This window comes from Niallia nealsonii (genome assembly GCF_002835805.1).
Taxonomy (GTDB): domain Bacteria; phylum Bacillota; class Bacilli; order Bacillales; family Cytobacillaceae; genus Niallia; species Niallia nealsonii.
The window spans coordinates 1-13,614 of record NZ_PISE01000020.1 but is presented as its reverse complement, the minus strand read 5'-3'; the positions used below and the strand labels follow the sequence as shown (position 1 = coordinate 13,614).

Genomic DNA, 13,614 nt, shown 5'->3' with positions numbered 1-13,614 from the left:
TTTTAACAAACAAAATATATATAGAAGAAACTGGTATCGTTTACAATTGGAAAACGACAAAAAAACCCAAGTTTCCCTATTTACGCAAATAAAGGACGATGCTATGATAAATGTACTTTATAAAGAACAAATAAATAATACGAGCAAATTTGCTCGTATTATTTATTTACTAAAAAATCAGTTATATAATTGCTCCAGACTTCATATCCTTTTTCATTAGGAGTACCATCTTGATTAATATAATCTAAGACTTCTTTACTATCGCCTTCTGGCCAATTCTCCCAATGATTTAGATATGTAATATTTTCTGATGCTGCATATTTCTTTAATGCAGCCACTTGAGTTGGATAAAGACTAGCATTATAGATTTGATTCGCTGGTTGTAAGAAAAATGTCACATTAGGCAGTTCTTCTTTTGTCTCTTTTATAATGGTAGAGATATTTTTAAGCGTAGTATTAATATTTAAAACATTATTATCTGCAAGAAGAAATGGTTCAAAAATAATCATATCTGGTTTTTGTTTAATTAAATTTTTTGTTTCACCATTCAATACATAATTGCTTGAAGTTTCATCATATACAATATTTTCTATTGATACATATTTATCGTAAGTGTTTGTTAATGCTTCTTTTAAGTTAGGCAATAAACCAACTTTTGAGTCACCAATTGATTGTGATCCTAATAATACAATATGATAAGATGCATTATTGCTTAATGTCGTTTCGAATTGTTTTTGTGAATCTTCTGGCCATGCTTCAGCAAAGCTTAAATAGTAATCTAAATCAATACTTTTCTCTAAATTAGAAGAGGAATTCTTTAGATTACTAGGTGAACTAGTTTGACTATTCCCCCAATGAATATTTCCAACTACTAGAACAGCAGCTAGCAAAATAGATAAAAAAGCAATAATAGTGGCTTTCATTATAACCTCCATAAACAATATGATTGAAAATTAAGACTTAATAATTATAAAAAGTAGATAGATAGTTAGGGAATTATTCCCTAAAATAAAAAAGGACTATTAAAAATGTAAATTACTTGGTAAAGTAGATTTCGGAGATACAAAAGTACATTAATAGTAAAAGTATTACAAGAAAAGACAATTTTTGCAATGGTATATGATATAATTATCATGTTTTTATTTTTTTTTAGGAGGAAATCATGGAAGAAACAATCAGCTTAAAAGAATTATTTCAAACATTGAAAAAAAGAATCGCATTAATAGTCTCCATTACATTAATCGCCATGATCATAAGTGGAGTAGTAAGTTACTTCTTAATAACACCAGAATACAAATCTTCAACACAAATTCTCGTAAACCAAGCGAAAGATAGCGAAAGTATTTATAGCCAAAATGAAGTACAAACAAATATTCAACTAATTAATACGTATAGTGTCATTATTAAAAGTGCAGCTATATTAAATAATGTACGCAACGATTTAAAATTAGATATGAGTGTAGCAGAATTAAATAATAAAATTTCAGTGGAAAGTGCCCAAAATTCTCAAATTATGACAGTATCTGTTGCTGATCCTGATCCTGCATTAGCATTAGAAATTGCAAACAAAACAGCAGAGGTTTTTGAAAAGCAAATAAAGAAATTAATGAAAGTTGATAATGTAAATATTCTTCCACTAGCAGATGATCAAGAGAATCAATCACCGGTTAGTCCAAATCCACCGTTAAATATTGTAATTGCAGCAGTAGTAGGATTAATCGTTGGTATCGGTCTCGCCTTTTTATTAGAGTATTTAGATAATACAGTGAAAACAGAACAAGATATTGAAAAATTGTTAGAATTGCCAGTTTTAGGAGCAATTACAACAATAGATGAAAGTAAAGAGGCTAAATTAAGAGGCCGTCAAGGAACAAATAGAGGTGATTTAGTTGACAGCAAGTAATAAAATCAGCAAAAAAAGATTGTTGGATAGTAAAAGAAAACTTATTACAAAATATGATCCAAAATCGCCAATTTCTGAGCAATATAGAACTATTCGTACAAATATTTTATTTTCTAGTGTTGATGAAGAAATACGGACTATCATGGTAACATCATCAGGTCCAGGTGAAGGGAAATCGACAACCACGGCAAATTTAGCAGTAGTATTTGCACAGCAAGGTAAATCAGTTTTGTTAGTGGATGCAGATTTAAGAAAACCTACTGTACATTATACGTTTAATACCCTTAACACATCAGGTTTAACATCAGTGTTAACTAATCAAATGCCATTGATGGAAGCTGTTCAGGCACATGATGAAAAAAATTTATTTATCCTGTCGAGTGGACCAGTTCCTCCTAATCCGTCTGAGCTATTAAGTTCACGGGCAATGAAACATTTTATGGAGCAAGCACTTGAAGAATTTGACGTTATCCTTTTTGATACTCCTCCCGTACTTGCGGTAACAGATGCACAAATTTTGGCGAATATATGTCAAGGCAGTGTATTAGTTGTGAGCAGTGGTTCTACTGAAAAGGACTCTTTAATCAAAACAAAGGAATTGTTATCAGCATCTAACGGTAAAATTTTAGGCGTTGTCTTGAATAATAAGAAACAAGATAAGCATAACAATTATTACTATTATGGAACAAATTAATAGGTAATCAAAACAGAGTAAATGAAATCTTTCATTTGTAGAAAAAAGGATTTTTATAGAGAAAGCTATAGGAAAGAAATAAAGAAATATATATGTAAGAATTAATATTTGGCATTTTCTAAAATTTTTTATAAAAAGTAAATAGCGTTTTAGAAAATGTCTCTCAACTAATTATTATTATTGATCAAATAAAACTATAAATATATTAATTAGTTCTAATACAATATTAGAATCTAAGTTAGTTAAGATAACAATTTTAAGGTTGGGCTGCTGAAGGGAATTATGGTATTAATTTTGTTTTAGAATCCGAAAGGCAAGGGTTCAATACTGAAACATCATTACTAATGAATAATAAAAACTATTTAATTTTATACATAGGTGGTGAAATAATGTCAAACCTTGTGAAAGAAGAATCTCTAAAATTAGCTAAAGGAAATAAGATTTCGGTTACTACTACCAAAAGTTACCTGTTGACCAAAAGATGTATTGATATGGTTTGTTCTCTAATTGGGTTAGTAATACTCAGCATTGTTTTTTTTGTTGTAGCAGTATTAATTAAAATAGAAGACCCAAGGGGAAAAGTATTTTTTAAGCAGTTAAGAGTAGGTAAAGATGGGAAAGAATTTTATATTTATAAATTTCGATCGATGGCTTCTGATGCAGAAGAGAGACTAAAAGAATTACTAGCATTAAATGAGGTTACTGGTGCTATGTTTAAAATGAAGGATGATCCTAGAATAACTAAAGTCGGGAAATTTATACGGAAAACAAGTATTGATGAATTGCCCCAATTATTTAATGTTTTAAAAGGAGAAATGAGCTTAGTAGGACCAAGACCACCTCTTCCAAGAGAAGTAGCTGAATATAGTAATTATGACAAACAGAGATTATTAGTACTTCCAGGATGTACTGGTCTGTGGCAAGTTAGCGGAAGAAGTAATATAGGTTTTTCAGAAATGGTAGAGCTAGACCTTCAATATATTAGAGAAAGAACTATTTTCTTTGATATGAAGATAATATTAAGAACTGTTTTAGTTTTATTTGGTTCTAAAAATGCTTTTTAAGGAGAGTAATAATCATGAATAAAACTTCTAAAATATATGTTGCCGGACATCGTGGATTAGTAGGTTCAGCAATTTTAAGAAAACTAGAATCCGAAGGATACACTAATTTAGTATATAGAACTAGTAGTGAATTAGATTTAAGGAATCCTTTAGAAGTAGATAGATTTTTTAAAGAAGAGGAAATTGAATACGTATTTTTAGCTGCGGCTAAAGTTGGTGGGATTGTTGCTAATAATGCATATCCAGCGGATTTTATACGAGATAATTTAATGATACAAACAAATGTGATTGATGCTTCTTACAGAACAAGTGTTAAAAAATTATTGTTTTTAGGAAGTACCTGTATTTTTCCTAAAATGGCACCCCAGCCATTAAAAGAGGAATATTTACTTACAGGTAAATTAGAACCTACAAATGAGCCATATGCAATTGCTAAAATTGCAGGTATTAAAATGTGTGAATCTTATAACAGACAATATGGAACAAAATATATATCAGCTATGCCAACTAATTTATATGGTGAAAATGATAATTTTGATTTACACTCTTCTCACGTGTTACCAGCTTTAATCAGAAAATTTCATGAGGCAAAAGTAAATAATAGTGAGTATGTAGAAGTTTGGGGAACTGGAACGCCAAAAAGAGAATTCTTATATTCTGATGATTTAGCGGATGCTTGCTTATTCTTAATGAATAATTATGAAGGAAATGAAATCGTCAATATTGGTGTTGGTGAAGATTTGCCTATTAAAGATCTTGCATATTTAGTTAAAAAGGTAACAGGGTTTGAAGGTGAATTGAAGTTTGATACTACTAAACCAGATGGAACTCCTAGAAAATTAGTAGATGTAACGAAAATTAACTCTTTAGGATGGAAGGCATCAACATCCTTAGAAGATGGACTACAAAAAGCATATAATTGGTTTCTAGAAAATGAACTAGAAGTAACAAAATTAAGTAGAAATAATAAACTTTAAACTTCGGGGGATTATGATGAAAAAGGCATTAATTACGGGTGTAACAGGACAAGATGGTTCATATTTAGCAGAATTTTTATTAGAAAAAGATTATGAAGTTCATGGAATTATTCGACGCAGTTCATCTTATAATCAGGAGCGTCTAGAGGACCTTTTGACGGACGAAGAAGCAAATGCATTATTAAGTAATTCTAATTTTCACTTGCATTATGGAGATGTAACGGATGCATTAAATATTACTCGTATAATTGGTGAGATACAGCCGGATGAAATTTATAATCTAGCTGCACAGTCTCATGTACGTGTTTCTTTTGACATGCCTGGATATACATTAGATGTTGATGCAAAAGGAACGTTAAATATTTTAGAATCTGTACGAATTTTGGGATTAACTGAAAAAACAAGAATCTACCAAGCTTCTACATCTGAACTATATGGAAAAGTTCAAGAAGTACCTCAAAAAGAAACAACGCCATTTTATCCACGTTCTCCATACGGTGTTGCAAAAATATATGGTTTCTGGATTACAAAGAACTATCGTGAATCTTATAGTATGTTTGCAGTTAATGGAATATTGTTTAACCATGAATCAGAACGCCGTGGAGAAACATTTGTTACTCGGAAGATTTCACTTGCTGCTGCTCGTATTGCTCAAGGAAAGCAAAAGAAACTTACATTAGGAAACTTAGATTCATTACGTGATTGGGGTTATGCTAAAGATTACGTTGAGTGTATGTGGTTAATCCTTCAACATGAACAGCCTGAAGACTTTGTTATTGCGACTGGAGAGATGCATACAGTTCGTGAATTTGTTGAGCTTGCATTTAAACATGTCAATGTTGAAATTGAATGGACTGGACAAGGAGTAGAGGAGAAAGGCATCGATAAATCAACTGGTGAAGTTATTGTAGAAGTTGATCCTAAATTCTTTCGTCCTACAGAAGTAGATCAGTTATTGGGAGATCCTACTAAGTCAAAAACGTTATTAGGTTGGAATCCAACAAAAACATCATTTGAAGAATTGGTGAGCCTTATGGTTAAAGCGGATATGAAGAAAGTTGAGAAAGAAGATAAAGTTAAGAAGATGTTTGATTAAGGATGATTTAATAATTATATTTATAAGCACTATTTGTTTCTTGTCTATTAAGAATATTAACTAGTGCTTATTATTTTAGTTTTTATAAATGATTAGGAGGAGGTTGTATGTATGAGTAAAAAACGTATTAAGAATATTTTTTATAAATTAATTCGTTACTTGTTGAACTTAATATATTTAGTTAATCGAGATCTCTTTCAAAAGCTTTTTTATAGGTTTCTAAAATCTATGGGATTAAAAATAGAGGGACCACCTGTCTTTATTTCCAGAGATGTAAATTTTGACACAGCTGATTTGTCAAAGATAATAATTCAAGAAAATGTAGTGATTAGTATAAATGTAACAATACTTATTCATGATTATTCTATTACTAGAGCAATGATTGCCTGTGGTGAAGAGGTCGAAGATGAACTATCCTTAGTTAAAGAAGTTGAAATTGGAAAAAACTGTTTTATAGGTGCTGGAACAATTATCTTACCGGGTACTGTTATAGGTGATAATACAATTATTGGTGCAGGGAGCGTAGTAAAAGGGCATATAGGCAGTAATGTAGTTGCGGCTGGAAATCCATGTAAAGTTATTTCGACAATTGAAGAATACTACTATAAGCAAAATGAGAAGAATTCAAATTACCTCAGGACAGGAGTTTAGTGCTTTAATAATAAGATTTTCAGAAAAAGAATAATATATAAAATAATTTTTGATTTCCTTTCTTTAGGAATTGTTGATAATATTGAGACCTTGAAATATCTTAAATGTTACTATTTTTATATGTTTTTTCAATAAGCCTTTGCATAAAGTAGAAATATAAACTTATGTATTTTCTTTAAAAATATTAATAGTATTTTTAACGGTGTTTTTGATGATATGATTGCAAATTTACTTAATTGTAATATTTGGATTGCGTATTAAAAATAAAAAAGAGAAAGTTATTTAGTAGGGTGAGTTTATGGGGAAATCTATAATATTTTTTGAAAATCTTAATAATGGACAGGAAATATATAATTACATGGTTGAGAAGAATTTAGAATTGAAGGGAAATTTAATTTATTTAGATTCTAATCCGTCAAAGTTCTATAAATCTAAATGGTATAGAATTTATGATAAGATCAATAAAATATTAAAAATTGGGATTGTAAATACAATAAGTTATTTTATTACCAAAAAAACAATTATTATTTCTGGTAGTTCAGGAGCATATCAAAAAAATCTATCAAATAACATAATACTTCTTAACCATGGTTGGGGGACTAAAAGTACTCCAGGTAAAAACGAACTAAATAATCCAGATATAATGAAAAATTATGAGAATACTTTAGCTAATTTAAAGTATATTATCTGTTTAAGTTCTTTTGATAGTACCTATTATCTAAATAACGAGAAGTTAAATAGCTCTAGTAAACCGACTTTTATTCCATTAGGTTCGCCTAGGAATGATTATTTAGTAAGAAATATTAATAATAATACTTTGATTCAAAATATTGAGAAGGAACTTAAAATTAATAAAACAGGGAAAAAGATTTTTCTTTATTCACCAACTCACAGGGATGATAAAATAAGAAGTAAAGAGTTCTTAAATGAGCTTTTAATTCAGTTTAATCAAATTGATAAAGAATTAGAAAAGAAGAATTATATAATCTTATTTCGACCGCATTATTATTCACCTGATATTCAAAAAGAGATAGAAAAATTTAATAATATATTATATGTAGGATTTGATAAATATAAAGATGTTCGGCCTTTAATGCTTTTATCTGATTTACTTATCACAGATTATAGTTCTATTTTTGTAGATTATCTTTTAATTAATAAACCTATTATTTTTCACGTTCCTGATTTGGAAGAATACTCTAATTTTAGAGGTCTTGTGATCGATTATGAAAACTTATTACACACCCCTGGGCCAAAAATTAAGAAATTAAAAGATTTATTTTTAATTAATGAATTATCTTTATCTCAATATGATCTTAAAGCTTCAAAGCACTTTTTCCATAAATATACGGATGATAGAGCCACAGAAAGAATTTCAAAGTTTATTAAAAGAGAATTTCAAAATTTATAATTAGTTTGAATTTTAGTTGATTACTTTTCATAGTTAATAATAATTTTTTAAATAAAGATATAATATTATAAAAAAATATTTTGGAAAAGGAAGAATTGTAATCATTAATTGTTAAAGTTAAAATTGGATAATATTAGTTTCTTTTATAATTCTTGTTGTTGAAAATTATGTTATAAAATTAAACAATTATATAGAAATAATCCGAATTTTTCGGATTACAAGCTATTAGAAAACGCTGAAATAAAATTGCAAATGTGCATTTAGGAGTGTTTAGAAATATTTAAGAATAGCACTGGTTAATCTTATTTATCGGATTAAAATATTTTAGGTGATAATCTCTTTGCTTATATAATTAGGAAATACTTTATTCTTTGAAGAGAGAATATAAAAATAACTTTCAATTTCTTAATAAATAGTAGTATTGATTTTTTTAGTATCTAATTTTTGGAATAGAATACATGGAAAGAATATAAATAATGAATTATTTATATTCTTACAGTAGATTTAATAGGTGGTTCTGAAATATTTATAACATGATACAATGGGAGTTCTAATATATGTATTATCATAAAATAATTAAAGTAGTTTTTGTTGATTTATTTTCATTGCTTTCTGGAATATTCAGCATCTTCTTTTTACCAAAGATTATGAGTGTAGAACAATACTCTATATATAGAACTTTTGGGTTATATATTGCGTATTCTGGAGTTTTTCATCTAGGATTTTCTGATGGAATTTATATTAGATATGGTGGCAAAAATAAAAATGAAGTTAATAATAGAGAAATAAGAGGATATTATAATAGATTGGCAATTTTTGTTACAGTGATATCTATTGTAATGTTAGCTATTTCATTTTATATCGAAGATATTATATTAAGATATTTTGCTTTGTATATTCTACCGTTTAATTTAATACATTTTTATAAATTATTCTATAGAGCGATAGGAGAATTTGATAGGTATTCATTGTTACAAGGCATTCAGTCAGTTTTCAATTTTGTTCCTTTATTAATATTTTTAATAATTTCATCTAAAGGGGCAAATTATTTAATTGTAATGCAATTAGTGGGAATTATAGCAGTATCATTACTACTAAATCTTTATTTGTTAAAAAAAGAAAAATCAATAATAAAAAATAATAAAATAGAGTATAAAGTTTTGCTAGGGATAATTTCTACAGGATTTACAGTAATGATTGCTAATTTATGTTCTACAGTATTTTTTTCTATTGACAGATGGTTAATAAAGATATCATTTACTAATGCTGACTTTGCCTATTATTCATTTGCAGTATCATTACTAAGTTTATTTTCATATTTAATAGCATCCTTTACTAATATTGCATATCCTTTTCTAGCTAGGGCAAAAGAAAATGAAATAGAAGATATTAATCATAAATTAAAGAATTACATTTTAATGTTTTCATTTTTATTTATAAATATCTATTATATAATATCAGCTTTTATTGAAATTTATATTCCCGACTATATTCCTTCATTAAACTATTTATATATATTATTTTTAACCTTACCATTTTTAGGAGTTATTAATGTAGTATATTCAAATTTATATAAAGCACAGAAAAAAGTTAAATTATATTTAATAACTGTAGTAATAATGCTATTTTTTTCTATTGTATTAAATATAATTGTAATTAATATATTTAATACAGTATATTCGATCTCAATTGCAACTTTAGTATCTTTTATAATATGGTATTTATATTCTTCAAGTCATTTTAGTGACTTAGCAATAAGTATTAAAGAAATATCTTATATTATTCTTAACATTGTGTTTTTTATAGTTTTAAATATTGTGGATATAGATAAAATTTTATCTACTATTCTGGGTTTATCTTGTTCAATAATATTTATCATTATATTTTATAAGGAAGAGTCATATACTTGCTTTAAAGTTTTTAATAAAAAAATAAGAGTCTTAATAGCTAAAAAAGGCGATTAATATGTTAGAAAATATCAATTGTCAATATTTTTATTTATCTGTAGCAATATTTAATTAGTAGGTGATTAAAATTAAAATATTATTTGTTCATAACTATTATCAGCAAAGCGGTGGTGAAGATAAAGTAGTAGAACAAGAAATGAACTTATTGTCATCAAGAGGTATTGATGTACATCTATATTCTGTTCACAATGATAGCATTAAAGGACTAGGTCCTTTAGGTAAAATGAGAGCAGCAATAGAAACTACATGGTCCTTTACTGAATACAAAAAAATAAAAAGATTTTTAATAGACATGAAACCTGATGTAGTCCATATTCATAATTTCTTTCCACTCATATCACCTTCTATTTATTATGCATGTACATCTTTAAAAATACCTGTGGTTCAAACCTTACACAACTATAGAATAATTTGTCCGGCCGCCACATTTTTGAGAGATAATAAAATTTGTGAATTATGTTTAACAGGTTCAATAGTTAATTCAATTAGACATGGTTGTTATCATGATTCAAATGTCCAAACACTTCCTGTATCGTCAATGATATCAGTCAACAAATTCATCGGAACATGGAATAGTAAAGTTAATAGATATATTGCGTTAACTAATTTTGCTAAAAGTAAATTTGTAGAAAGTGGTATTTCTAGTGATAAAGTTGTAATAAAACCTAACTTTATTCAGCGTAAGGAAATAAAGCAAAAAAATAAAGATGAGAATTATATATTATTTGTAGGAAGAATTTCTATAGAGAAAGGAGTCCATCATCTTTTAGAGGCTTGGAGAAGTATTCAAGACAAAAAAAATATAAAATTAATTATTATTGGAGATGGTCCAGAAAAACAACAACTGGCGAGTAGATATTCTATGGAGGATGTAATATTTTTAGGTAAACAAAATGAAGAAGTGGTTTTACAATATATGAAAAATGCTAGATATTTAGTTGTGCCTTCTATATGGTATGAAGGATTTCCAATGACAATTGTTGAAGCATATTCGTTTGGTACACCGGTAATATGTAGTAGCATTGGTTCACTAAAAGAAGTTGTTGAAGATGGGATAACTGGGTTCCATTTTGAAAATAATAATTCATTTCAACTGGGGAAGGTTATAGAGAAAGCCCTTAGTTATGAGAGATATGACCAAATGTGTAATAAAGTTTTTCAGAAGTTTAATGAAAATTATACTGCAGAGATAAATTATAAGCAACTTAAAGGTATATATATGGATGTGATTAAGGAGAATAAAGATGCAATCTTATCAAGAAAATAAATTTGGGAAAATTATAAAGACTAATATAACTGCTTTAACATTTAATCAAACAATAGATGTAATTGAGGGTTGGATAAAAAATAAAAAAAATGACTATGTTTGTGTTTGTAATACTCATTCTCTTGTCACTGCGGATGAAGATGAAGAGTTTGAAGAAGTTTTAAATAATGCAGGAATATGTACACCAGATGGCATGCCTTTAGTATGGGCATTAAAGAAATATGGATATATAAATCAAGATCGTGTTGATGGACCTAATTTAATGCTTAAACTATGTGAATTAGCATTATTAAATGGTTATCGAGTATATTTGTATGGTGGTACAAATGATAATTTAAATAAATTAGAAAAAGATTTAAAAAATCGCTTTAAAGGTATAAATATTGTTGGAAAATATTCACCACCTTTCCGGGAGTTAAGTAAGCAAGAAGATGATGAAATTATTGACATGATAAATTCTACAAACCCTGATTTAGTTTTTGTCAGTTTAGGATGTCCTAAACAGGAAACTTGGATGTATAAACATAGAAATAGTATTAATGGGATTATGCTAGGTGTTGGAGCTGCATTTGAATTTATTATAGGAAATATTAAAAGACCACCTATTATTTTTCAAAAATTAGGATTGGAATGGTTATTTAGATTAATTTCTGAACCGAAAAGGCTATGGAAAAGGTATGCTTACAATAACCCAGTTTATGTTTATAGATTTTTACAAACTTATAAAAAAAATAAGAATTATACGATTTCTAATAATAAAAAATGAAATGTATCTAACAGTAGTTGATTATAAAGTAAGTAGGGAGGGCATAAATTGAAACTAGTACTATTATCAGGTGGCTCAGGGAAAAGGTTATGGCCGCTTTCGAATGATACACGCTCAAAACAATTCCTAAAAGTATTAGAAAATAAAAATGGAAACTTGGAATCAATGGTTCAGCGTGTTTGGAGCCAATTGACAAGAGTTGGATTATCTAAAGATTCCATAATAGCTACTTCTAAGATGCAAAGAGATATGATTCATAGTCAAATTAGTATGGATGTACCTATTATTATTGAACCGGAACGACGTGATACTTTTCCTGCAATTGCATTAGCTGCTTCCTATCTTTATTCTAGTCAGAATATTTCAGAGGATGAAGTTGTTGTTATATTACCGGTTGATCCTTATGTTGAGGACGGTTTTTTTGAGAAAGTAAAGCATTTAGAAAGTATATTACTAGATTCTGGTGCAGATTTGGCACTAGTTGGTGTAAGACCAACATATCCTTCATCTAAATATGGTTATATTGTGCCTAAAGAAAACGCTGAAGGAGATTCATACTTTAGAGTAGATCATTTTATAGAGAAGCCAAATGAAGTAAAGGCTCAATCTTTAATAGATATGAATGCTCTTTGGAATTGTGGAGTATTTGCGTTTAAATTAAAGTATTTGATTGATATTTTGAATAAAAAAGGACTAGAAACTCAATATGATAAATTAGTATCTCAATATGATACTCTTCCAAAGATTAGTTTTGATTATGAAGTAGTAGAGAATGCAAGTTACATTGTAACACTTCCTTATAATGGTTACTGGAAGGATCTTGGAACATGGAATACCTTAACAGAAGAGATGGCCACATCTTTAATAGGAAAAGGGATAGTCAGTGAAGATACGGTGAACTCTCATCTGATAAACGAACTTGATATTCCTGTAACTGTACTTGGTTTAAAGGATATAGTGGTGGCTGCAAGTCCTGACGGTATTTTAGTTGCTGATAAAGCAATGAGTCCTAAAGTTAAAGAATTGATTAGTAATATTACTCAACCTCCAATGTATGAAGAACGTATATGGGGGTGGTCACGGGTGCTTGACTATGCAAAGTATGATGATGGAAATGAAATGGTTACTAAACGAATTTGTATTTACGAAGGAAAAAATTCAAGTTATCATTACCATAAATTGCGTGATGAGGTATGGACAATTGTTCGGGGCGAAGGCGAATTAGCATTGGACGATTATATTACACGTGTAAAAGCTGGAGATATAGTCCACATCCCATCAGGAAAGAAACACGGAATTAAAGCTTTTACAGAACTAGAATTTGTTGAAGTACAAACTGGAAAGGGCATTAGTGAGGAAGACTTTATTCGTTTGTTTTATAAATGGGAGGAAGTCATAAGTCATTTTAATAATGCCAAGGCAAAAGTGATATTATAATATATTTTTGGGAGAGAGCTAAAGGTTCCCTCCCTTGTTTTTATTTATAAATTAGTTCTGAATTGTAAATACATGGATGTTTAGAGTAACAACATTACAATGTTTAAACTGTAACTACGTAATTATTATCTATTTTTTTAACATTCTCATGTTCCAGAGCAAATAAAATTATTTTTTATAGTATTGTAGAGTAGCCCTCTATTCTAAGGATATAGATTAGAAAACGTATTTAGTAATTAATTGTTGAAATTAGTATAAAAATATATTTCACCTGGGGGTATTCACTCTCCTTTTTTTGCGTAATTTTGAATTCTAGGGGGATAAACTGAATGATTTATGCACAAATATTAGCAGGCGGCAAAGGAACAAGAATGGGTAATG

Annotated in this window: 12 protein-coding genes; 11 read left to right on the top strand and 1 reads right to left on the bottom strand. The window is 28.5% G+C overall.

Translation table 11 applies throughout. From position 1 onward, the window contains the following. Window positions 1-158: 158 nt before the first annotated feature. Window positions 159-923 carry an SGNH/GDSL hydrolase family protein gene (locus CWS01_RS10245; protein ID WP_101177104.1) on the bottom strand — a complete coding sequence of 255 codons (765 nt, stop codon included), beginning with the start codon at window positions 921-923 and terminating at the stop codon, window positions 159-161. Between the two features lie 239 nt (window positions 924-1,162). Here CWS01_RS10245 and CWS01_RS10240 point away from each other — a divergent pair, with 239 nt between their 5' ends. From CWS01_RS10240 to CWS01_RS10190, 11 genes are all read left to right on the top strand, one after another. Continuing rightward, window positions 1,163-1,903 carry a YveK family protein gene (locus tag CWS01_RS10240; RefSeq protein ID WP_101177103.1) on the top strand — a complete coding sequence of 247 codons (741 nt, stop codon included), beginning with the start codon at window positions 1,163-1,165 and terminating at the stop codon, window positions 1,901-1,903. Continuing rightward, on the top strand, window positions 1,890-2,597 hold the full coding sequence (locus CWS01_RS10235; protein WP_101177102.1) for a CpsD/CapB family tyrosine-protein kinase: 708 nt from the start codon (window positions 1,890-1,892) through the stop codon (window positions 2,595-2,597). The genes CWS01_RS10240 and CWS01_RS10235 overlap by 14 nt, the downstream gene beginning before the upstream one ends. Window positions 2,598-2,986: 389 nt before the next feature. Continuing rightward, a complete protein-coding gene (locus CWS01_RS10230) occupies window positions 2,987-3,661 on the top strand; it encodes a sugar transferase (protein WP_101177101.1) in 675 nt (224 codons plus the stop codon). Window positions 3,662-3,675: 14 nt separating this feature from the next. Further along, window positions 3,676-4,638, top strand: a complete 963-nt coding sequence (fcl, locus tag CWS01_RS10225; RefSeq protein ID WP_101177100.1) for a GDP-L-fucose synthase — start codon at window positions 3,676-3,678, stop codon at window positions 4,636-4,638. Window positions 4,639-4,654: 16 nt separating this feature from the next. After that, on the top strand, window positions 4,655-5,734 hold the full coding sequence (gmd, locus tag CWS01_RS10220) for a GDP-mannose 4,6-dehydratase (RefSeq protein WP_101177099.1): 1,080 nt from the start codon (window positions 4,655-4,657) through the stop codon (window positions 5,732-5,734). A 111-nt stretch (window positions 5,735-5,845) separates the two neighbouring features. Continuing rightward, the gene (locus CWS01_RS10215; protein ID WP_101177098.1) at window positions 5,846-6,385 is read left to right on the top strand and encodes an acyltransferase; all 540 of its coding nucleotides are present in this window, start codon (window positions 5,846-5,848) and stop codon (window positions 6,383-6,385) included. 298 nt (window positions 6,386-6,683) lie between these two features. Further along, on the top strand, window positions 6,684-7,796 hold the full coding sequence (locus CWS01_RS10210) for a CDP-glycerol glycerophosphotransferase family protein (protein WP_101177097.1): 1,113 nt from the start codon (window positions 6,684-6,686) through the stop codon (window positions 7,794-7,796). Between the two features lie 557 nt (window positions 7,797-8,353). Further along, window positions 8,354-9,760 carry an MATE family efflux transporter gene (locus CWS01_RS10205; RefSeq protein WP_101177096.1) on the top strand — a complete coding sequence of 469 codons (1,407 nt, stop codon included), beginning with the start codon at window positions 8,354-8,356 and terminating at the stop codon, window positions 9,758-9,760. Between the two features lie 61 nt (window positions 9,761-9,821). Beyond that, on the top strand, window positions 9,822-11,030 hold the full coding sequence (locus CWS01_RS10200) for a glycosyltransferase family 4 protein (RefSeq protein WP_235852024.1): 1,209 nt from the start codon (window positions 9,822-9,824) through the stop codon (window positions 11,028-11,030). Then, window positions 11,008-11,796, top strand: coding sequence for a WecB/TagA/CpsF family glycosyltransferase (locus tag CWS01_RS10195; RefSeq protein ID WP_101177095.1), 789 nt, complete (start codon window positions 11,008-11,010; stop codon window positions 11,794-11,796). The genes CWS01_RS10200 and CWS01_RS10195 overlap by 23 nt, the downstream gene beginning before the upstream one ends. 48 nt (window positions 11,797-11,844) lie before the next feature. After that, window positions 11,845-13,233, top strand: coding sequence for a sugar phosphate nucleotidyltransferase (locus CWS01_RS10190; protein WP_101177094.1), 1,389 nt, complete (start codon window positions 11,845-11,847; stop codon window positions 13,231-13,233). Window positions 13,234-13,614 lie beyond the last annotated feature (381 nt).